The organism is Winogradskyella aurantia, from assembly GCF_002266855.1.
Classification (GTDB): Bacteria; Bacteroidota; Bacteroidia; order Flavobacteriales; family Flavobacteriaceae; genus Winogradskyella; species Winogradskyella aurantia.
This window is the reverse complement of the sequence record NZ_NGJN01000003.1, coordinates 139,188-161,333: the sequence shown is the minus strand read 5'-3', so window position 1 is coordinate 161,333 and position 22,146 is coordinate 139,188. Positions and strand designations below refer to the sequence as shown.

The 22,146-nt window shown below is 35.6% G+C and carries 17 protein-coding genes and 1 tRNA gene; 14 read left to right on the top strand and 4 right to left on the bottom strand.

Annotated elements, in window-relative coordinates; genetic code table 11:
- Window positions 1-16 precede the first annotated feature (16 nt).
- From CA834_RS06550 to CA834_RS06525, 6 genes are all read left to right on the top strand, one after another.
- On the top strand, window positions 17-1,141 hold the full coding sequence (locus tag CA834_RS06550) for an efflux RND transporter periplasmic adaptor subunit (protein ID WP_094967887.1): 1,125 nt from the start codon (window positions 17-19) through the stop codon (window positions 1,139-1,141).
- A gap of 4 nt (window positions 1,142-1,145) precedes the next feature.
- Complete coding sequence (locus CA834_RS06545) at window positions 1,146-4,343, top strand: efflux RND transporter permease subunit (RefSeq protein WP_094967886.1); 3,198 nt, start codon at window positions 1,146-1,148, stop codon at window positions 4,341-4,343.
- Window positions 4,324-5,649, top strand: a complete 1,326-nt coding sequence (locus CA834_RS06540) for a TolC family protein (protein WP_094967885.1) — start codon at window positions 4,324-4,326, stop codon at window positions 5,647-5,649. Before CA834_RS06545 ends, CA834_RS06540 begins: the two co-directional genes overlap by 20 nt.
- A 14-nt stretch (window positions 5,650-5,663) precedes the next feature.
- On the top strand, window positions 5,664-5,846 hold the full coding sequence (locus tag CA834_RS06535; protein WP_094967884.1) for a CPXCG motif-containing cysteine-rich protein: 183 nt from the start codon (window positions 5,664-5,666) through the stop codon (window positions 5,844-5,846).
- Window positions 5,847-5,974: 128 nt separating this feature from the next.
- Window positions 5,975-6,814: a leucine-rich repeat domain-containing protein gene (locus tag CA834_RS06530; RefSeq protein ID WP_240507499.1), complete on the top strand. Its 840-nt coding sequence runs from the start codon at window positions 5,975-5,977 to the stop codon at window positions 6,812-6,814.
- Window positions 6,815-6,921: 107 nt separating this feature from the next.
- A tRNA-Met gene (locus CA834_RS06525) sits at window positions 6,922-6,994 on the top strand.
- A 383-nt stretch (window positions 6,995-7,377) separates the two neighbouring features.
- On the opposite strand, the gene CA834_RS06520 is transcribed toward CA834_RS06525, so the two are convergent.
- Both CA834_RS06520 and CA834_RS06515 read right to left on the bottom strand, forming a co-directional pair.
- Window positions 7,378-8,142, bottom strand: a complete 765-nt coding sequence (locus CA834_RS06520; protein ID WP_094967883.1) for a hypothetical protein — start codon at window positions 8,140-8,142, stop codon at window positions 7,378-7,380.
- A gap of 577 nt (window positions 8,143-8,719) precedes the next feature.
- Entirely contained in the window at window positions 8,720-9,424 is a 705-nt protein-coding gene (locus CA834_RS06515) for a hypothetical protein (RefSeq protein ID WP_094967882.1), read from the bottom strand.
- Window positions 9,425-9,721: 297 nt separating this feature from the next.
- Between CA834_RS06515 and epsC the strand changes: the two genes are divergently transcribed.
- The 4 genes from epsC (at window position 9,722) to CA834_RS06495 (ending at window position 14,975) form a co-directional block, all read left to right on the top strand.
- Window positions 9,722-10,537 (top strand): serine O-acetyltransferase EpsC, encoded by an 816-nt coding sequence (gene epsC, locus CA834_RS06510; RefSeq protein ID WP_317042073.1) that lies wholly within the window; start codon window positions 9,722-9,724, stop codon window positions 10,535-10,537.
- The gene (gene cysM / locus CA834_RS06505) at window positions 10,530-11,408 is read left to right on the top strand and encodes a cysteine synthase CysM (protein ID WP_094967880.1); all 879 of its coding nucleotides are present in this window, start codon (window positions 10,530-10,532) and stop codon (window positions 11,406-11,408) included. The genes epsC and cysM overlap by 8 nt, the downstream gene beginning before the upstream one ends.
- Before the next feature lie 188 nt (window positions 11,409-11,596).
- Window positions 11,597-13,114: a sugar porter family MFS transporter gene (locus CA834_RS06500; protein WP_094967879.1), complete on the top strand. Its 1,518-nt coding sequence runs from the start codon at window positions 11,597-11,599 to the stop codon at window positions 13,112-13,114.
- Between the two features lie 37 nt (window positions 13,115-13,151).
- On the top strand, window positions 13,152-14,975 hold the full coding sequence (locus CA834_RS06495; protein WP_094967878.1) for a glycoside hydrolase family 3 protein: 1,824 nt from the start codon (window positions 13,152-13,154) through the stop codon (window positions 14,973-14,975).
- A 179-nt stretch (window positions 14,976-15,154) separates the two neighbouring features.
- Here the strand turns inward: CA834_RS06495 and CA834_RS06490 are convergent, their stop codons facing one another.
- On the bottom strand, window positions 15,155-15,988 hold the full coding sequence (locus CA834_RS06490; RefSeq protein ID WP_094967877.1) for a universal stress protein: 834 nt from the start codon (window positions 15,986-15,988) through the stop codon (window positions 15,155-15,157).
- A gap of 92 nt (window positions 15,989-16,080) precedes the next feature.
- Window positions 16,081-16,965, bottom strand: coding sequence for a hypothetical protein (locus CA834_RS06485; protein ID WP_094967876.1), 885 nt, complete (start codon window positions 16,963-16,965; stop codon window positions 16,081-16,083).
- A 393-nt stretch (window positions 16,966-17,358) separates the two neighbouring features.
- On the opposite strand from CA834_RS06485, the gene CA834_RS06480 reads away from it, so the two are divergent.
- The 4 genes from CA834_RS06480 to CA834_RS06465 all read left to right on the top strand — a co-directional run bounded on the left by CA834_RS06480 (window position 17,359) and on the right by CA834_RS06465 (window position 22,139).
- Window positions 17,359-18,408, top strand: a complete 1,050-nt coding sequence (locus CA834_RS06480; RefSeq protein WP_094967875.1) for a GNAT family N-acetyltransferase — start codon at window positions 17,359-17,361, stop codon at window positions 18,406-18,408.
- Between the two features lie 11 nt (window positions 18,409-18,419).
- Window positions 18,420-19,667 carry a GNAT family N-acetyltransferase gene (locus CA834_RS06475; protein ID WP_165764765.1) on the top strand — a complete coding sequence of 416 codons (1,248 nt, stop codon included), beginning with the start codon at window positions 18,420-18,422 and terminating at the stop codon, window positions 19,665-19,667.
- Between the two features lie 130 nt (window positions 19,668-19,797).
- The gene (locus CA834_RS06470; RefSeq protein ID WP_317042072.1) at window positions 19,798-21,153 is read left to right on the top strand and encodes an MBOAT family O-acyltransferase; all 1,356 of its coding nucleotides are present in this window, start codon (window positions 19,798-19,800) and stop codon (window positions 21,151-21,153) included.
- A gap of 5 nt (window positions 21,154-21,158) precedes the next feature.
- On the top strand, window positions 21,159-22,139 hold the full coding sequence (locus CA834_RS06465; RefSeq protein WP_133085463.1) for an SGNH/GDSL hydrolase family protein: 981 nt from the start codon (window positions 21,159-21,161) through the stop codon (window positions 22,137-22,139).
- The last annotated feature ends 7 nt before the right edge of the window (window positions 22,140-22,146 follow it).

Sequence of the window (22,146 nt, the reverse complement as noted above, 5' to 3'; positions counted from 1 at the left end):
CATTGACCATGCAAGTATGTTACGTAAAATTATTCTGTCCATTTTAGGCTTTGTTCTTATTGTTGCAGCCATATTATTTTCAAAAAACCTTATAGCCAACAAGAACAAACAAAAGTCTGTACCTTCAAAAGTTGTAAAATTAGTATTTGTAGATACAGTTAAAAATTCAACCATACCTATTGTTATTTCCGCCAGTGGAAATACAGTAGCTAAAAGACGTGTTGAGCTATTCTCAGAGGTCCAAGGCGTTTTTAAAGCCTCCAATAAACTGTTTAAACCCGGACAAACCTATAGAAAAGGTGAGCCGTTGATAAGAATAGACGCCTCGGAGTTCTATGCTTCTGTGCAATCAGCTAAAAGTAATTTGTACAATGATATTGCGGCTATAATGCCAGATTTACGCTTGGATTTCCCTGATATTTATCCAAAGTGGGAAAAGTACTTAGTAAGTTTTGATTTGGAAAAATCAACACCGAAGTTACCTAAAATGACTTCTGAAAAGGAAAATTATTTTATAACTGGCCGTGGTATAGTATCTAGTTATTACAATGTGAAAAATTTAGAGCAAAGACTCACTAAATACTACATTAATGCTCCTTTTAATGGCATACTCACAGAAGCTTTGGTAACTGAAGGTAGCCTTGTCCGTAATGGCCAGAAATTAGGAGAATTTATTGATACCTCAGAATATGAAATGGAAGTAGCTATTTCTAAAACCTATGCGCCATTTTTAAAGGTTGGGGAAAAGGTCGCATTAAAATCATTGAATGGTTCCGATTCTTATGAGGGTGAAGTTTCAAGAGTTAACGGTAGTGTAGATTTAACAACCCAAACGATTACTGCGTTTATTACAGTGCGTCATCCCGACCTTAAAGAGGGTATGTATCTAACGGCCGAGTTAGATGCACGAGATGAGGATAATGCCATTGAAATAGATAGGAATTTATTGTCAGACCGAAATACGATTTTTATTATTAGGGACAGCCTGTTGGATGCTATTCCAGTAAGTCCGGTTTATTTTTCAGATGAAAAGGTTGTACTGAAAGGTGTTAAGGATGGTACAGTTATTTTGAAGAAACCAGTTCCAGGAGCATACTCAGGAATGGTGGTAAAACCTTATAAAAACACTAAAGCCGAGTAATGCTATGAGAAAAATTATCTCATTTTTTATCCGTTACCACGTTGCTGTCAATATAGTTATTGGTGCATTTTTTGTTTTTGGGCTATTAGGTTTTAACGCCTTAAGATCTAGTTTTTTCCCGTTAGTTGAATCAAAAATTATAACTATAAATATTACATACCCTGGTGCTTCACCACAAGAGATTGAAGAGGGTATTGTATTACAAATAGAGGATAACCTGAAAGGACTACGTGGCGTAGATAGGGTTACTTCGGTTTCGCAAGAAAATAGTGGGTCAATAACTGTTGAAATTGAAAAAGGAGAAAATATTGACTTCATGCTACTTGAAGTGAAGAATGCTGTTGATCGGGTTCCAAGTTATCCAACAGGTATGGAGCCTTTGGTTGTTTCAAAACGGGAAGAAGTAAGACAAACCATAAGTTTTGCGGTGAGCGGTAAGGATATTCCCTTAGCGACCCTCAAACAAATAGGTCGACAAGTAGAGAATGACTTGCGCGCCATTGATGGTATTTCTCAAGTTGAGGTTTCTGGATTTCCTCTTGAGGAAATTGAAATTGCCGTGAATGAAAGCAGCTTGTTGGCCTACAATACTTCCTTTGCTGATGTGGCATTAGCTGTTGGGCAATCTAATATCCTAGTAACGGGGGGTAATATAAAAACAGAAGCTGAGGAATATTTAATCAGGGCAAATAATCGCTCATATTATGGAGATGAGCTCTCTAATGTTATTGTAAAGGCTACATCAGACGGTAAGATTGTGAGGCTAAAGGATGTGGCCATTATTAGAGACCGCTTTTCAGAAACACCAAATGCTACCTATTTCAATAGAGAACTATCGGTAGATATTACCGTTACAAGTACAAATAATGAGGATTTGGTAAGTTCAGCCCAAAAAGTAAAGAATTATATAGAAGACTATAACCAGAAACACAATAATGTTCGTTTAGATGTTGTTAGGGACTTATCCATAACCTTAGAGCAACGAACCCAATTATTGTTTGAAAATGCTATTGCAGGAATTATATTGGTTCTATTGTTCCTATCCTTATTTCTCAATACACGATTGGCATTCTGGGTAGCTTTTGGATTACCCATTTCCTTTTTGGGGATGTTTATTTTTGCTGGGCAATTTGATGTGACTATAAACGTTTTGTCCCTGTTTGGAATGATTATAGTCATTGGGATTCTGGTTGATGACGGTATTGTTATAGCGGAAAACATATATCAGCATTATGAACGTGGTAAAAAACCAGTTGAAGCAGCCATAGACGGTGTAATGGAAGTAATTCCTCCAGTCGTATCTGCAATTATAACGACACTTTTGGCATTTTCAACATTCTTATTCCTAGACAGTCGTATTGGTGAGTTTTTTGGAGAAGTCTCCGTAATAGTTATTCTCACCCTAACCGTATCGTTAATTGAGGCGCTTATTATCTTACCTGCTCACTTAGCACATTCTAAAGCACTCCGCACCAGAGATGGCGATAAGGACAGCAATGGTATTAACAGCTTGTTCTCAAAATTACGCGATATCAATACATATGGAGATAGTTTTATGAGCTATCTCAGGGATAAAATTTATGCCCCAACATTAAGGTTTGTACTTCAATATAAACTGCTGGCAGTGGGCATATTTATTTCGCTCCTCATTTTTACATTTGGTGCTATTGGAGGTGGCATTATCAGTGTTACCTTATTCCCAAGAATAGCAAGTGATCAGGTTGCCGTAACCTTAGATATGCCCAACGGTACTAACGAGAAAATTACAGACTCTATTATATCGATGATAGAGGACAAGGCAGAAATTGTCAATAAAGAATTTACAGAGCAATATTTGCAAGGCACAGATAAAGAACTCGTTGAGAATACCATTAGGGTCATAAACAGTTCTTCGAGTGCGTCCTTACGAATAAACATGCTACCTGGTGAAGAACGTCCAGACGAAATCACGTCACTAGCTGTTGCCAATAGGTTGAGAGATTTAGTCGGACCTGTAGTTGGTGTAGAGCGTTTAACATTTGGTTCGGGCAGTAACTTTGGTGGTAGCCCAATTTCCGTCTCTTTATTAAGCAATAATATTGAAGAACTAAAAGCAGCCAAAACTGACTTAAAGGAAATAATGAATTCCAATCCTGTTTTAAAGGACGTAGAGGATAACGATCCTGCAGGTATAAAGGAAATTCGACTTCAACTTAAACAGAGTGCTTATTTATTAGGCTTGGATTTGAGAACGGTTATGAATCAAGTAAGGGCAGGATTTTTTGGAGTACAGGCCCAGCGTTTTCAAAGAGGCCAAGATGAAATACGCGTATGGGTTCGCTATGATAGGAGCAATAGGGGCTCTATTAATGATTTGGATGAAATGCGTATCATAACACCAAATGGCGAAAGAGTAAATCTTAGGGATATTGCAGAGTACAGCATTGCTCGCGGAGACGTTTTAATTAATCATTTGGAAGGTCAGCGCGAAATACAGATTTCTGCCGATATGAAAGACCCAAATGCGAGCAATACAGATGTTATGGCCGATTTACGTGTGAATGTGATTCCTGAGCTTCAATCAAAATATCCCACAATAACAGCGTCATTTGAAGGACAGAACAGGGAAAAGGAGAAGCTTAGCAAATCTCTTGGTTCTGCTGGATTGGTTATCATAATTTTAATTTACGCTACGATTGCATTTACCTTTAGAAGTTATAGTCAGCCATTGCTATTAATTTTGCTGATACCTTTTAGTTTAACAGCCGTTGCTTGGGGCCATCTACTTTTAGGGTTTCCATTAAATATCCTATCCTTGTTAGGAATTATTGCCTTAATAGGAATCATGGTTAATGATGGTTTGGTTCTTATTGGAAAGTTTAATTCAAATTTAAAAGCAGGCCTTAATTTTAACGATGCCTTAGCTGAAGCTGGAAAATCTAGATTTAGGGCAATTTTTTTAACATCGCTGACCACCATAGCAGGTTTAGCACCACTGCTTCTGGAAAAAAGCCGACAAGCACAATTTTTAAAGCCTATGGCCATTTCTATTACGTTTGGTATAGCTTATGCCACCATTCTTACGTTATTAGCCTTGCCATTGCTATTATCAATAAGCAATAATATTAAGGTAGGTTTAAAGTGGTTGGCCACAGGTAAATCAATAACCAAAGAAGAAGTTGAACGCGCAATAAAGGAACAACATGAAGAAGCCGAGTATTAAACAGTTACTTACGGGAATTTGCTTGGGTCTAGGTCTCTTTTCTTCAGCACAGAAGGTAGTTGAAACTTCAGAGGCTATAGCCCTTGCACTAGAAAACAATTTCGGCGTTCGTATAGCCACCAATACCGTTGAGGTCGCTGAAAATAACAAAAGTGTACTCAATTCAAGATACTTACCTACCTTAACAGGTAGTGCCGGGGCTACCTTTAATAGGGACAACATTACAGCGGAGTTCAGCAATGGGGACAATGCCACACTAAATGGTGCTGAGAGCTCAAGGTATAATGCAGGTCTAAATCTAAATTATACGCTGTTTGACGGTTTAGGCCGTTATTATGATTACAAGCGCTTAAAAGAGGAATTTAATCTTACCGAGTTACAGGCCAGGGAAACCATAGAGAACACCATTACACAACTCTTAAGTATTTATTACGATATCGCTAGACGATCTGAAAACCTTAAATCCTTAAAGGAAACAATAGGTATCTCAAAGAATAGACTAACGCGCGCTGAATATCAATTTGAATATGGAAGAAACACCAAGCTAGATGTTTTAAATGCCGAGGTAGATATCAACAATGATAGTATCAGTATTATCAACGCAGAACAAAACTTAATCAATGCTAAGCGGGACCTTAATTTCGTAACAGGTAATGCTATCTCCAATGCCTTTGAGGTAGATACAACGGTTACCTTTTTAATGAATTTAAATAAGGCAGAACTTTTAACTCGTCTTTATGAGAATAATGTAACGTTATTACAAAATGAAAAGAATATTGCCATTAACGAGTTCACCTTAAAAGCAAATAAGTCAGGGTATCTGCCAGCATTGGGCTTAGTGGGAAGTTATGGGTGGAATGAAAACAATAATAATGCGGCAGCGTTCGTAGCTGTGTCGACAAATGTAGGTTTGTCTGGTGGCATAAATCTTACGTGGAATTTATTTGATGGGGGAAGTACCATAACAAGAGTTAAGAATGCGCGAATTGACCTTGAAAACCAAAAACTTCAAAAGGAGGAATTAAAACTGGATATTGAGCGCAATTTCAACAACGCTTGGGATGATTACCAGAATAAATTAAAGATTTTTGAAGTACAGGAAGAAAACATCAAAACAGCCAAGAATAATTTTTTCAGAACCGAAGAGAAATTCAAATTGGGTCAAGTAACGTCTATTGAGTTTAGACAGGCCCAACTCAACTTGCTGTCAGCAGAATTAGTAAGAAATCAGGCAAAATACGACGCCAAATTGGCAGAGGTTATAGTACTGCAAATCAGTGGTGAGTTATTAAATGTTCAATTGTAAGGTCTTAAGTAGGTATGGAAGAATATTTTTTTCAATGTCCTTATTGTTGGGAGCAGATATCAATGCTTGTTGATATGTCCCAACCTTCCCAAAACTATATTGAAGACTGCGAGATTTGCTGTAACCCAATTCAGGTCTCAGTCGTTGTTAATCAATCGGAAATTATTGATTTTCAAGCACAAAGTATTGAACAGTAGTGGGATATAACTTTTTGAATGAGTCGAGTATAAATTTGGCTGTATTGCGGTTCGTCGAAAAAAGTTGCAGCTAAAACAATCAGTATCTATATTGCTGCAATAGTGCCCCTCCACGACAATCTACTCATATGAAAAATTCAAAATTAACGCTTCTCTGTGTTTTGGTTTGTTCATTCGCCTTTGCCGACGTATCTCAAAGCGAAAAAGATGCCCTAGTCGCACTCTACAATTCAACCAACGGACCCGCTTGGCACAACACCTGGGATATGGAACAACCTGTATCAAGATGGTATGGCGTAACCGTAGAGCATAATAAGGTTGTAGCTCTTAATCTTATGTTTAATGGCTTGGAGGGCTATTTACCTGAGGACCTATCTGGTTTAAGCTCATTAAGAATATTAAACCTTGGTTTTAATCAAATAGAAGGTAAGTTACCTAATGCTCTTTATAGAATGATAAATCTTGAAGTATTGAAACTCTTTTCAAATCAAATTAAAGATTCCATTACTCAGGACATAGGCAACCTCGTCAACTTAAAATACTTAGAATTATACAATAATAACCTATTTGGTGAAATACCTCAATCCATAGGTAATTTGGTGCATCTTGAAAGTTTAAACCTAAGCAGTAATAAACTCGAGGGTAAGTTGCCTCAAAATATCTCACACCTAAAGTCGTTAAGGGTCTTAAGCGTTTTTGATAATCAACTAATTGGCGGTATACCCGCATCACTTTGCAATCTTGTCGAACTAGAAGAACTCGTGTTGGCTAACAATGCATTTTACGGTCAATTACCCAATGAATTAATTCAACTGACTAATTTAAAGACCCTATTATTGAGTAACAATGATTTTAAGGGCGATTATAGGTTTTTAAAGGAGAAGCTTCCAAATATTATTAATTTCGATTTAGATGTAGCGGATACAAAAAGTAGGCTTGTAACGCTGGATGAGGAAGAGGATAATTAGGTTTAATTTTAATCTTACTACAAATAACGTTTAAATAGTTTTAGACGTTATTTTTTGGTTATTATCCTTGTAGAAATTAAAAAGCATTGTATATTTGCAGTCCACATCGCGGGATAGAGCAGTAGGTAGCTCGTCGGGCTCATAACCCGAAGGTCACTGGTTCGAGTCCAGTTCCCGCTACTAAAAACCAGATACACTGTATCTGGTTTTTTTGTGAGCGAGATTCAAAAACTTGTTTTATGAATTAAAGCGAGCAAAATAAAGATCTGTTTTTCAAATCTGGTTTGTTGTACAAGCTCCCATTTGTGGTCCAACGAGCACAGCGAGTTAATCCAGTTCCCGCTACTAAGTAGGACGCATCACTAGAAATAGTAGATGCGTTTTTGTTTTTAAGTTCTTTTCTAAAATTACGCTATCAGAAAAACCAAATTTTCCTTGAAATTTAAAAGGATCTTAAATATTCCATTTTATGGTACAATGATTCTATTCTAGTTATTTCATTTTATGCAAAAAAAAAAGCCTCTTAAACATTTAAGAGACTTTTGAAATTTTATTTTTTTATTTTAATCCATCATTCCAGTAGAGAGAGAAGGCACTAACTCCATTGTTTCTGTCCTTTCTCCCCAATCTTCAATTGAATCCCGAAAATTTTGCCAGTCCTCATCCCAGCTTCCCCATCCATACTCGTTGTTATAGTCTTCTTCCCATCGGTTTTCAGAATTGGTACCACGATAATCATCACCATACTTATTCCATCCCCGTACTACAACAAACATATTTTCACTTCCACCACTAATACATTTAAACATTAATTGGGTGTCCTTATTGCCTCTTTCCGTACTGATTTTAGTAACCCGATCCATAAATCGTCTGAAATGCATCACTTTAGAGGGTTTAACGTCGTACGTAGTTCTTTCTAAATACTTTGAAGGAGGGCCAGGGTTCTCAGCATCCCAATTCCTCGTAGCGTTGTTCATTCTATCCCATCGCATTTGTCCACTAGAGCTTTCTACATATTCAGAGACATTCTTATCCCAATAGGCACCCTCCGCAGAGCGATCGATATCGTAGTCCTTAGGGTATTTCATTGATTCTACACGCTCATAAGTTCCGGCATTTCTGCCTGTAACAATTTTATAGGTTATAATTCCGGTCTCTGGGGAGGTATTGAACTTTTTCATTTTTTTTGCTACTGCAGCTTCAAATTCTGATACCATCCCTTTTTTTGGGGTATATCGCCATGAATTCCAGTAATCGTTTTCGGGGTTGCGTTGTGAAAAGAGGCTAATACTGAACACTAGTACTAAACCGAATAATAAATTTTTCATATGTGTAATTAGTTAAATTAGTTTACAGTAAGGTAAGCTATTTATTATCAATGAATTAAATATCAGTTTATATGACAGTAATGGGAGTTGAACTACTCTCATAAGTGTATTTACCTACAAAAATACCCCTTAGGTATACCAAAAAATTGCCGATTGAACTTATAGCTACTGTCAAACTCTATCAAACCGCCTATTTGATGTGGTGATAATTCCTTCTGCCAACAATTCAATCCACTTAAAGTGTATTAAACTATTCTGACCATGTAAAGGTATTGGCTAAAACATTAAATAAATTTTAAATTCTAATACTGTAAGGAACTCTATTCACATAGATTCATGGGTTGTTCAAAATCTTATGTTCTAGGAATCAAAGACCTACGATATTTTATAATTGATAATAGTTACAGCCTTAGATCTGAGATTGAGACTCTTTTGTCAAAAAGGATTCTACGATGCATCACACTTAAATCATTAGGACTCAAAACATGTAAAATAAACAGCCCCTATAATATTTGAATATTATAAGGGCTGTTGTCTAATAACTTTGAATATTAATTCTATCAGGAATATAATCTCACTACCACGACATTAAAAGAATACGAAGTCCTGAACGCACTAAAGATACGTCCCCGTCATTTTCCCTGCGTTCCTTCCATGCTTTACTGTCAGCTTCTCTCTCAGCTTCAGTTCTTAGCATGTAAGCACCGCCCAGTGCACTTTTAAAATCCTTAAAGCTAGCTATGACCCATCTATTTCCGCCATCCGGACCTTGACCCAAGGTAATATTACCCATGGACATAGTCATCCCTTTTGGGACATTCTTCTCAGCATAAGCGTTATGGGCACTAGTAAACTTAGCACCGTCTTCAACATCTAAAACGTAATACCTTTGAAAGCGTAAATCTCCACTGGTATCGCCATGAATAGAAATTTGTCTCCCGGTAAAGGAGTTAAAACCTTCTTTCATATGTTGATTAATTCTTGTCCTAAATAAGTCCCAGGTGTCACTAGTTTCACCTGAGTACATACCACCTAAGGCATCTAAAGTTCCTGCAAAAACCACTGAGTGGGAAAAATTGTTACCACTGTCGTTAAAGTGGTTTTCATAAAGAGAAACCGTAACTCCATCTGGTTTGTTTGCTGAAAAGTAATCGTTGAATAAGGTTGCCACGGTAGATACGTTTTGAGGCTCTACGGTGAAATTGTAAATGGTAAAATAAGTGTCCTGTGCGCTACAAATTAGCCCAAAGAAAAGGGAACAGATTAAAATTAATTTTTTCATGATTAATAGTTGATTTTGTTAAATGTTAATAATTGTTAAAAGGTACGTAAATAATTTTAATGTAATCATATAAATTTCAGTGCTAAATCTTTTTTTGTTTAAACAAACTCAATTATATCTCAAAGATTTTTAACAAGTGCCAATATGTTTGGTTTTAGTACATTCAAAAAAGTCTTCGATAAGGCATGAGTTACTAAAATTGAAGATTTACTCTTGACTATTAAGTTAGGTTTTAAACCTTATGAAACTATTTTTTAACGACATTTTAATGGTGTTTTATCTTTAAATGTTGTCTCTTTGGAAAAAGATGTTATGAATCATTCTACATTAATTGACGCCATAAGCAAACAGAAGCAAGACATAAAGGTTTCCATTGCGCTAAAGGAGGAATCTCAACGATTTACTCAATTACTTTTTAATGCTCTATTTGATCAGGCCACCGATGCGGAAAAAGCATTGGTTGAACTCGAGGTATTATTTCTTAAAATAAGAGATTTGGCTTGTCCTCAAATTAAAGGTAAACCATGTAAGACTTGGGAAGATTTCACACAGCACATTCCGGAATTATTTTGCAGTTTAAAAAAAGATGCAATGGCCATTTATACTAATGATCCCGCGGCGCAATCCATTGAAGAGGTCTATTTAGCCTATCCCGGGTTTTTTGCTATTGCTGTTTATAGAATGGCACGCGAGTTTCTTCAATTGAGATTACCGCTTATACCAAGGCTAATGACAGAATATGCTCACCAGCTCACGGGTATTGATATTCATCCAGGTGCCCAAATAGGAAACTCGTTTTTTATTGATCATGGCACAGGTATTGTCATCGGGGAAACGGCCGAAATACATGATAATGTGAAAATGTACCAAGGGGTTACCCTAGGGGCTTTAAAAGTGGAAAAACAACTCAAGGATATTAAGCGACACCCAACCATTAAAAAGAATGTTGTTATTTATGCCAATGCTTCAATTTTAGGTGGTGAAACCGTCATTGGAGAGAACTGTATTATAGGAGGTAACACTTGGTTAACCGAATCTGTATCAAAAAACTCTATCGTAATTAATACTTCAGAAGTTCAAGTCATATCAAAATTAGACCACGAGGATGAATAAAACGATAATTGATCGAATAGGAAACACCCCTTTGGTAAAATCTATGGTACTAAATACTAATCCTAATGTGAGTCTGTATTTTAAACTTGAAGGTAATAATCCCGGAGGCAGTGTTAAAGATAGGGCGGCATACAGTATGATTAAGAACGCACTGCATAGAAAAGAAATAAACCGTACGTCAAAGCTCATAGAAGCCACTAGCGGGAATACGGGTATTGCTCTTGCCATGATTGCTGCAATATTTAAGCTCGATATAGAATTGGTTATGCCAGAGACGGCGACTAAAGAGCGTGTTGCCACCATGAAAGCTTATGGCGCTAAGGTGACGTTGCATCCAGATGGTATTGAAGGAGCTCGGGATTATGCCAACGCAAAGGTCGAAAATGAGAATTACTACAGTTTTAATCAATTTGCGAATGATGACAATTGGAAGGCACACTATAAAACGACTGGTCCCGAGATATGGAAAGATACCAGTGGTGCCGTGACACATTTTGTGTCCTCTATGGGAACGACAGGCACTATTATGGGAACCTCAAGCTTTCTCAAAGAACAAAACCAAAACATTCAGATTGTGGGCGTTCAGCCTACTGATGGTTCCAGTATACCAGGTATCCGAAAATGGCCAAAGGCGTATTTGCCTAAAATATTTAATGCGAAAAAAGTAGACCGTACTATTGAAGTGAGCCGTGATGAGTCGATTGCAATGGCCAGAAGATTGGCTAGGGAAGAAGGTATATTTGCAGGTATGAGCAGTGGCGGAGCAACTACAGCCGCTTTACAACTTGCAAATGAATTAAAAAGCGGTGTAATAGTCAGTATCATATGTGACCGTGGCGACAGGTATCTATCATCAGATCTTTTTGAATAAATCAAAAAAGATATTCCAGAAGATTTTTTGTAGTTTCGGCTAGTATTTATCTCTTTTACTTAATATCATAGGAAGAATTGGAACGCTCCAAGGGAAGGTGAAGAAAGAGTTTTAAAAGGGGTTTGGGTAAAACATGAATTTCGAAACTAATCAGAAAAGCAATTTTAAACGTGTAAACCAGTTGATCCATGAATAATAAATCTTATACTATATTTATCAGCTTTGTAGTGGCTCTAGGAGGATTCCTTTTGGGGTTTGACAGTGCTGTTATTTCTGGTGCAGTAGGCGGCATTAGCGAATATTTTAGTATGACAGACTGGGAACTTGGCTTTTCTGTTGGTTGTGTGATATTTGGAGCTATGGCTGGAAATATTTCTGCAGGACCCTTAAGTGATAGATTTGGTAGAAAGAAAATACTAATTGTTACAGCAATACTCTTTACGGTTTCTGCACTTTGGTCGGCTTTGGCTACAGGGTATACTGAATTTATTATTGCGAGGATTATTGGAGGTATCGGTATTGGCGGTGCTATTTTAATTGCACCTATTTATATAGCTGAGGTAGCACCTCCAAAGTTAAGAGGAGGCTTAGTATCCTTAAATCAATTAAATATTGTTTTAGGTATTTCTGTAGCTTATTTTTCTAACTATTTTTTAAAAGATGTAGAAGGCGAAAGTTGGCGGTGGATGCTGGGAGTTGAGGCTATACCTGCGTTTATCTACTTTTTAGCATTATTTTCTATTCCAAGAAGTCCAAGATGGCTAATACAACAACTAAATCTCGTTGAGATCGCCGAAAGGATTTTAATCAAAATAGGTGGTAAAGATTACGCCTTAACTACCATAGAAGAAATTCAACGAGGCATTGCAAAAAAGGAAAAGAAAGGAACAATTGCTGAATTGTTTAGTAGCCGCATGCACACCATTGTTATTATCGCATTTGGGATTGCTTTTTTTCAACAAATAACAGGAATTAATGCTATTTTTTATTACGCCCCGACCATTTTCGAACAAGCTGGAGGTAGTACGGATTCGTCCTTTTTACAAGCCATAGTTGTGGGCTTAACAAATTTAGTATTTACTCTTGTTGCTATTCGACTTATCGATAGACTGGGACGAAAGCCGCTTTTAATAATTGGTACGGCAACTATGGCGATTGCATTGTCCATGGCGACCTTAGCCTTTAACAATGCTACCTATGATTTAAATACGAATAACATTCAGAAGATTGAAAATACTGAAGTTAGAAGCAATATAGAGCGCCTTGATGGGATGTCCTTTAAGTCGCAAACAGAGTTATTCAACAAGCTATCACCGCTCTTAAGCGAGCTCCAATTAAATGATTTTAAACGTAATGAGGTAAAAAAGTTCATAAATATTAACGCGACCTTAGTACTTATTGCTATCCTTTTATATGTTGCAGCCTTCGCTATATCTCTTGGTCCTGTAATGTGGACCTTATTATCTGAAATTTTTCCTGGAAGCATTAAGGGTATCGCAATTTCTGCTGTTGGTTTTTTTAATTCGCTAGTGAGTTATACCGTTACCCAATTTTTTCCATGGGAACTGACAAATTTGGGACCAACATTAACCTTCGCTATTTATGCAGGTATGGCTATTTTGTCCTTGTTATTCGTTATGAAGTTCGTCATCGAGACTAAGGGTAAGACTCTAGAGGAAGTTGAAGAGTTGCTAATCAGGGGTTAGCTAATCATGATTCCGTTTAAGATTATTTCAAATCAATATGATTAAGACCTGCAGTCATACCTTATATAGAATAATAGTAATTGCGTTTTGTTTTTATTCCCTTAGCTCATGTAAAAACGTTCCAACAATTCCAAAGAGTCCGGATGCTACAATAGAACAAAAGGTAGATTCCTTGTTAGCTTTAATGACCTTAGAGGAAAAAATTGGCCAAATGTCTCAGGTAAGACATTTTGATGATATTACAGATGAGGATGTAAGCACCAAATTCATTGGCTCCGTCATACATACCCAAGGCCCAACTCCAGGAGAAGATGCCTTTGGGTGGCAAGCAAGATTTATAACCTTACAGAAAAGAGCTTTATCCACACGGCTTGGTATTCCTTTGTTATTTGCGGTAGACGCCGTTCACGGTCAAAACACATACGATGGCGCCACCATATTCCCGCATAATATAGGTCTAGGTGCTACTGGAAATTCAAAATTAGTTGAAGAGGTGGCAGTAATTACAGCTATAGAAACCCAAGCCACAGGATTTAATTGGACTTTCTCTCCTTGTATTGCAATTCCTTATAACGAAAAATGGGGACGAGTTTATGAGGCTTTTTCAGAAAGTACAGCGTTGACTAGTAAACTAGCAAAAGCATCTGTTAGAGGCCATCAAGGGCGTTTATCAGACAACCAAACAGTAATGGCCACAGCCAAGCATTATGTTGGAGACGGTTCAACAGATTTTGGAACGGAAGGGGGAAATACGTCTTTAACAATGGAGGAAGTAAGCAAATATCTGCTACCACCATATCGCGAGGCTGTTGCAGCAGGAGTAGGTGCTGTTATGGTTTCGTTTAATTCTATATTGGATGTGTCCATGCATGCTCATAAAGAATTAATTACTGATACGCTTAAAATTGGGATGGGATTTGATGGAATGGTTGTTTCGGATTGGAAGGGTTACTCAAGATTTGGTGCAAATGCTATTATAAATGCCGGAGTAGATATGGTAATGGCTGTTGATGGAGATTTGGATGTTTTTCAAGAGGGATTAAAAACAGGAATTGAAAAAGGAGACGTCCCTCTTAATCGAATTGACGACGCTGTTAAAAGGATTTTGAGACAAAAATTCCGATTAGGCTTATTTGAAAATCCATTCCCAGACCCTGGTTTGATTGACAAAATAGGATGTCAGAATTATAGAGACAAGGCCCGGCAAGCAGTTAGAGAATCTTTGGTTTTGATAAAAAATGAAAATAGTGTTTTGCCTATAGATAAGAACACAAAAAAAATTGTTGTTGTCGGCGAGCATGCCAATAGCTCAGGACTACAATCTGGAGGCTGGACCATAAGGTGGCAAGGCACCCACGAAAACTATAGGGGTGCAACAACAATATTAGACGGACTTCAAAGTAAATCGGAACGATTAGTTGTATATGACCAGACTGCGACAGAAAAGCATTCCGATGCGGATGTTGCCATTGTAGTAGTCGGCGAAACACCTTATGCAGAAATGCTCGGAGATATTGGAGATGGTAATGGAGCACATAAGTTAACCCTAAGTGACGCGCATCAAAATTACATACAGACTTATACTGAAATGGGAGTTAAAACAGTTGTTGTTTTGGTTTCTGGACGTCCATTGGTAGTAACAGATGAAATAGACAAATCTGATGCTTTTGTTGCTGCTTGGTTGCCAGGTTCTGAAGGCGGTGGGATTGCCGAAGTATTATTTGGTGACTATGACTTTAAAGGAAAGCTTCCGCACTCATGGCCTAGGTCTGTAGAGGATTTTAAAGGAAAGTATGGGCCGAATTTTTGGGATCCATCAATTTCGCCTTTATTTAAGTTAGGATATGGCTTAAATTATTGATTTATCAAATATTTTACAGTGTAAGTTAATATGATACAGCGTTTTTGTTTCTTTTTAAACTTGAGTCATTGCAGTTCTATCCCTTTGAGTCATCAATTGACCCATAATATTTGACAAGTTGGATCTATGAATTGATGATTACATATTATTTTAATATTTAGTCCTTTAAATTAAAGTACTCAATAATGGTAGACCAATAAGGGAATTTCTAATTGCTTGGTTAAACGAATGGTATTCGACCCAAAGAATATGCGTTCAAACAAAGTGCGATTTTGAACCATTAATACCATTAAGTCAATATGATGGGTTTGTATATAGTTTCTTGCAGAGAAATGTAACGGTACATTCTCAATATAATGATATTTAAAGTCATTTTCAGTAATGATATCATTGAACCGCTCTTCTTCGGAAGCACCTGAATCTTCAATGATTTCAGAATTTGTGATTCGAAGAATATGCAAGGTACTGTTATAGGGTTTTGAGAAAGTTAAGAATTCCCTAAATGCTTTATTATCAGAAGGGTCGTAAGTATCTAGCGGTAAAAGAATGTCATTCAAGGCTCTATATTTAAAGCCCTTCGGAATGACCAATGTTGGCAGATTGATATTTCTAATAACCTTTAAGGTATTACTTCCAAAAATAGATTCTTCCGCATTAGAAGCGCCATTGCTACCCATAACCAATAGATCTATAGTATTGACTTCAATCGTTTGCTTTATCGCATCAATAAAGGAATCAACGTCAACCTGTACCTTAAATTTATGAAGACTATTTCTATACCTAGCTTTTAACGCCTTGGCTAATGCCTTTAGTTTTGATTTCTCATCTTTAACAAGTGCGCCATAAATACTTTTAGAGCCACTACTCATTAGATCATCTGAAATGTAATTCTTAGCTTTTTTAATATGGCATAGATAGAACGCACACGCTTGCTTTTCAAAAAGTTGCAAAGCATAATCTATAGCGTTTTGCGCATTGGGAGAATAGTCTGTTAATAAAAGAATGTGTTTCATGCCCTAAACTGAAATAGATATAAAAATAAACATATGCGCCTTATAAATTTATGATATCTATCAGTGAAAGACAAGGAGTCTTGTTGCGACCATCATTCTGTTTTTTCAGTAGTTAAATTTCTTTCGTATTTATTGTGTATTATAATTATAGTTAAGCCAAACAAAACAGCCACAACGATTAATGCGGTGTTGATTAAGCCAACCACTCCAAACGAGATTCTTATTAAAATGGTTGAAATAATAAAACCTGAATTTCTTATAATTTTATGGAATTGATCGGTATAAAAAAATGAAAGTAGAAGTAATACCACGTCTACTAGAATCAGCACTGTAAAAAATTGATCGAAAAAGAGATTATTTATACTGGTGAAGGATGGTAATTCTGATGAGGTATAGGAAATTTGCAATAACCAGTCTACAAGTGTGTATACCGCCATTGCAAAAAATAATGGCACTAAAATTACCGCTATGATTTTCTTTTGCTCAATAAAGCGTTTTACTACTGGGTTTATCATGGTTTTCTGAAGCATTTTTCGCTTGCCTTGTCGCTGAAATTCAAAAATTAAGTAAAACAAAAGAAGAGATGCCAGCAAATCATAGGTAAATAATAAATCACCTTTAATATCAAACCAGTTTGATGTTAGTTCTAAGGAAGAAAGATCTTTAAATAACCTACGGATAATAATTAGGGTAATGATTTCGTATTGCTTGGTAATATAAGTCGTAAAGGACTTGGGTAAATAGTAAATAAGTAGGTATACCTCATAAATAAGAATAAATGAAAACGGTGTGTAAATAGCTGATATAGGATTTGTAAGAAATTCAGAGCCAGCTAAAAAATCAATGACATTAAACTTTATCAAATAAATGAGGCCTAAATGAATGAGAAAGCTAAATAGGGCAATTAAAAGAATAGCTTTTTCAATTTTTTTTCGACTCTTTTCTGAAAGAAGGAAATTATAGAGTGTTTGGGTCACGTTGAAGTTAAGTTAAGTTCTGATTTACATTTTTCGATTTAACATTGTTGTTTTCAGTACTACATTTATTCGCAGAATATTGAAAACAATCCAAATTATCTGTTTAACAAGATAACAAAAGGAATTGACATCTCTAAAAATCCCCTGTAATTAACTAAAGCGAGGAGATAGGGACTCTTTTTATCTCATGCCTTTTTCCTGGGCTAATAGCCTTTCTGGTTATTTTGTTTTTTCGGCTAATTGTGGAATGAGATTATTTTAATATCTAATTCTAACGGTAAAATGATATTTGTCATGATTACTCTGTAAGATATCGACTAATTTTGGTGTTGAAATCTAAAATCCACACTTTAGTTAAAAGAATTTTGTTTCTTATATCAAATCAAGTCCCAAATGATTGAAATTATAAAAGAAGAGAACGAATGGAACGCACTTATACTTCAAGCTGAACATTACGATTTTTATCATACATACTCCTATCATCACATATCTCGACAAGAAGACGAACTGCCCATTCTTTTAAAATTTACACATATAGATACCTGTATTATATTGCCTTTATTAATCAGGCATATTGCAAATTCTACATACTGGGACGCTACCTCTGTTTATGGGTATGCCGGTATTTTAATATTGACACAAGGAAAGGACTTTGATAAAACTATATTTCATAAGGAATTAAAGGCGTTTTTCACAGAACATAAAATCGTTACTGTATTTTCAAGGTTACATCCCTTCATCGATAATCAAGATTCGCTTTTAAACGGCATGGGACGTATGGAAAGTCCTGGAAATGTTGTCTATATAGATTTAAAAAGCTCTGAAAAAGAACAACTCCAGAGATACAGTAGGCGATTAAGGACTTACATAAATAAGTCTAGAAAGCTTTGTACTGTTGTACAAGGGAAAACGGCTGCGGATATTCAATTATTCATGACGCTATATCATAACAACATGAGACGTGTTGACGCTGATCCAGAATATTTTTTTAGCGATGACTACTTTAAAGGTCTTATGAGCAGTAATGAATTTAAAACAGATTTACTATTATGCCTTCATAATGAAACCAAAACAGTAATTGGAGGTGCTATTTTTATAAAGTCAAATAATATTGTTCAATATCATTTATCTGGATTAGATGAGGATTATTACGATTTAAACCCTATAAAGTTGCTCATTGATGAGATGCGCATAAAAGCCACTTCTGAAGGATACACCTATTTTAATTTGGGCGGAGGCAGAAAAGGTAAGGAAGATTCCTTGTTTGATTTTAAGTGTACTTTTTCCAAAAATCTTAAACCATTTAAAATTTGGAAATATGTAGCCGATGAGGAAGCTTATGAAGTATTAGTAGAAAAACATGAGCATCAATTAGAAACTGACATAAGACATCGGAATGTACAATATTTTCCGGCATACCGTTCCAATTTAGAATCCCTTTGATAAACCGTATTTTGCTAAAGTTTAATCCTTTTTTGTCCATTACATATAAAGAGGTTTGGTCAAAGCATTTTGACAAATCGGACTCTGCAAAGCCCTTTCAATTTATGTCCGGTTTAGAGTTTTTGCCACATACGTTTTTGCCATTATATGTTAGTATTGGAAAGACATTTACCAAAGGAATGGCCTATGCTCTTTATGAAAATGCGCTTGACTTTAGAAAAAAAACATTTCTTATCTACGATGTTCCAACATATTTTGAAATCCACGACAGGCCAATGCAGGCATCCCTAGGTGTATATAAGTCAAAACAATATCCAGGGTTTTTAATTGAAGTTTCAGAGTTTAAGAATATAGATGCCTACTTACTATCAACCTTTAGTAAAAGTAGTAGAAACAAACTCAGAAAATATAATAGACGCCTTGAAGCTGCTTTTAAAATAGAGTATAAAATGGTTATTGGCGATATATCAAGAGCAGAGTATGACTTTATTTTTGAAAAGTTTAAGCATTTATTAGAAAAACGATTTCAGGAAAAACAAATTACCAATAATAATCTTAATGAAAGGGAATGGAACTTTTATTATGATGTGAGCTATGAAATGATTTTGGAACGTAAGGCTTCCTTATTTGTTATTTACGATGATAAAAGACCGATAGGTGTAACCTTGTGCTATTTATCCAATGACACCTTATTTGACGCCATAACTGTTTTTGACATTGATTATTCCAAGTTCCATTTAGGTTCGGTTACAATTCTAAAATTAATAGAATGGTGTATGGAGGAAAAAATGAAGATATTGGACTTTTCCAAGGGCTACTTCGATTATAAAACACATTGGTGTACCAAATCTTATGATTTTGAGTACCATATTTATTTCGATAGGTCTTCCTTGAGGTCTAGGGTTATAGCTTATGCATTGAAATTATTTTTTGATATAAAGCAAGTTTTGAGAGAAATGAATATAAATGAGAAGTTTCATAAACTTACATTTAAATTGAGGTCTAATGAAAAAAATAAGAAAAGTAAACCCAAATTTCATTTCATTCCTTTAAGTGAGAATGTGAATCATAGTGACAATGATAATTGTATAGATTTCTCATTGGCTGCCAATGAGAATATCAAGCTTATGGTGTTTGATTATGTTTATTTAAATGAAGAACGGTTAGAAAATATCAAAGTTTTCCCTAAGGATGCAACATCTGGAGAATACTTGATTTTATCTTCTAATGGCGGTGCAGAAGCCCATATGACCTTTTAATAAAGACAGAATTAAAAATATAAATTAATAGAAATTGTTATTTAACTCGCTTCAATATTTAATATTTCTTCCAACAGTATTTATATTGTATTGGTTTGTTTTTAGAAAAAATCTAAAACTTCAAAACCTTTTGATTATAACGGCCAGCTATGTTTTTTATGGATGGTGGGATTGGCGTTTTTTATTTCTTATACTGTTTAGCACACTTTTAGATTTTTTTGTTGGCCAACAGATTTTTAAGAATTTAGAAACTAAGAAAGCCAGATATTGGTTGTGGTTAAGTGTTATTTGTAATGTAGGGTTATTGGGGTTTTTTAAATACTTCAATTTTTTTATTGACTCATTCATTGAGATGTTTAGCCTATTTGGCTATGAAATTAAGAGTACTTGGACGTTGCGAATCATTTTACCAGTTGGAATATCCTTTTACACATTCCAAACAATGTCTTATTCTTTTGACATTTATTATAAAAAATTAAAACCAACTAATAACTTTATTTCCTTTGCGGCGTTTGTAGCATTTTTCCCCCAATTGGTAGCAGGGCCCATTGAGCGTGCTTCAAATCTTTTAAGACAAATAAATTCTAACAGAACATTTAATTACAACCAAGCTTCAGGAGGATTAAAACTAATTCTTTGGGGGTTCTTCAAAAAACTGGTTATTGCAGATTCTCTTGCTCCAATTGTTGATGATATTTTCGCTAACTATGCATCCTATCCAGCCTCAACACTTATATTAGGTGTGTGCTTATTCAGTTTTCAGGTTTATGGCGATTTTAGTGGTTACACAGATATCGCTATAGGTACGGCTAAATTATTTGGAATTGAGTTGATGTCTAATTTTAAGTTCCCTAACTTTTCTAGAAATATAGCAGAGTATTGGCAAAGATGGCATATTTCATTATCGACATGGTTTAGACATTATTTGTATATCCCAATGGGAGGGTCGCGAGTCAGTAAATTAAAATCAGTTCGTAATATCATTGTTATATTTTTGGTTAGTGGTCTATGGCACGGAGCTAATTGGACCTTTGTGTTTTGGGGAGCAATACACGCAACACTTTATATACCTGTTTTCTTAATGGGCAGAAATAGGATTTATGCACACAATGTCATTGCAGAAAATTCTTGGCTTCCATCAGTAAAAGAAATTCTTCAAGTTACATTGACCTTTGTATTGGTAACATTTTCAAGGATTTTTTTTAGATCGCCATCTATCACAGATGCTTTCGCCTACATTAAACAAATCAGCGCAGATTTTAATTATGAGTCCTACGTTCACCCCATGGGATATAGAATGTTGGATTTTTATGTATTGATTGGCATATTTGTTTGCTATGAATATATAATTCGCAAAGACGAGCGTAATCCCTTTAATTCTAAATATCTTTTTGTAAGACTACTTATATATGCTTTGGTTATTCTAAGTATCTTATTATTTTACGATGATGGCGTCAATAGGTCGTTTATCTATTTTCAATTTTGATGGCTATGCGAAAATTCATTCTAAAGACGGTTTTATATATAGTCCTAATACTTCTTATTGTGGAAGTGATCGTTAGGGCACTTCATTTGTATACTGAGGATCCGCCAAGATTTATAGATGAATACGGTGTTGAGAAGAGAGTACCAAATAATAAGGGCTATGCCGTAACAGGAAATAGAAATCAGAACTATTCAAAATTTAGTATCAATGACGCGGGATTTAACTCTCATCGTCAGTTTACACCGACGGCTGGCAAGTTCGAAATCGCTATTGTTGGTGATTCTTTTATTGAAGGCTTCCACCAAGATTATTACAACTCAATAGGTAAAAAAATAGAGGATAAACTTAAAAATGTCGAAGTCTATGAATACGGTTATGCAGGTTATGATTTGGCAAATCAAATGCATCTGGTTAGTGCTTACAAAGAGGATTTTGATAAAATAGATGAGATTATTTTATACCTAAATTATGAAAGTGATTTAGAGCGTGGGGATTATGAACCGAACTACGATAGAATTAAAATGTTGAAGTCTACCCCTTTTAAAATTAGGGATAATATAAAAATATTGGCTTATGGCTCTAAAATCGGTGTTCTAGAACCTTTAAAGCGATTGGTAACAGGGAAATCGTTCGAAGAGCCAAATAAAGGCTACAAGACCAATGAAGTAGAGGGCATAAGCACCGAAGAACAAAAAGTTATAGATTTACAGCGAATCCAAAATTTTAAAAGCCTTATTAATTTATATGGTTTCGATAAAACCAAAACGTCCCTTTTATTAGATTCTAGAAAGACAAGTCAAGCATTCTTAGAGTTTTGCAAAAATAATGATATTCATTACATTGATTTTGCCCAAGAATTCAAAAATTCAAAGAGGTCCACCATTTTGATATATGACTGGCATTGGAATAATCATGGTAGAGAATTGATAGCCAAAGTTATTGCCAGTTATATCCAAGCTAAAAGAAAGGATAGTAGTCTGGATTAGAATTATG

Excerpts from the sequence above, each read along its gene's own strand:
- CA834_RS06550 (WP_094967887.1), top strand. The coding sequence starts at position 17 with ATGTTACGTAAAATTATTCTGTCCATTTTAGGCTTTGTTCTTATTGTT.
- CA834_RS06545 (WP_094967886.1), top strand. The coding sequence starts at position 1,146 with ATGAGAAAAATTATCTCATTTTTTATCCGTTACCACGTTGCTGTCAAT.
- CA834_RS06540 (WP_094967885.1), top strand. The coding sequence starts at position 4,324 with ATGAAGAAGCCGAGTATTAAACAGTTACTTACGGGAATTTGCTTGGGT.
- CA834_RS06535 (WP_094967884.1), top strand. The coding sequence starts at position 5,664 with ATGGAAGAATATTTTTTTCAATGTCCTTATTGTTGGGAGCAGATATCA.
- CA834_RS06530 (WP_240507499.1), top strand. The coding sequence starts at position 5,975 with ATGAAAAATTCAAAATTAACGCTTCTCTGTGTTTTGGTTTGTTCATTC.
- CA834_RS06520 (WP_094967883.1), bottom strand. The coding sequence starts at position 8,142 with ATGAAAAATTTATTATTCGGTTTAGTACTAGTGTTCAGTATTAGCCTC.
- CA834_RS06515 (WP_094967882.1), bottom strand. The coding sequence starts at position 9,424 with ATGAAAAAATTAATTTTAATCTGTTCCCTTTTCTTTGGGCTAATTTGT.
- cysM (WP_094967880.1), top strand. The coding sequence starts at position 10,530 with ATGAATAAAACGATAATTGATCGAATAGGAAACACCCCTTTGGTAAAA.
- CA834_RS06500 (WP_094967879.1), top strand. The coding sequence starts at position 11,597 with ATGAATAATAAATCTTATACTATATTTATCAGCTTTGTAGTGGCTCTA.
- CA834_RS06495 (WP_094967878.1), top strand. The coding sequence starts at position 13,152 with ATGATTAAGACCTGCAGTCATACCTTATATAGAATAATAGTAATTGCG.
- CA834_RS06490 (WP_094967877.1), bottom strand. The coding sequence starts at position 15,988 with ATGAAACACATTCTTTTATTAACAGACTATTCTCCCAATGCGCAAAAC.
- CA834_RS06480 (WP_094967875.1), top strand. The coding sequence starts at position 17,359 with ATGATTGAAATTATAAAAGAAGAGAACGAATGGAACGCACTTATACTT.
- CA834_RS06465 (WP_133085463.1), top strand. The coding sequence starts at position 21,159 with ATGCGAAAATTCATTCTAAAGACGGTTTTATATATAGTCCTAATACTT.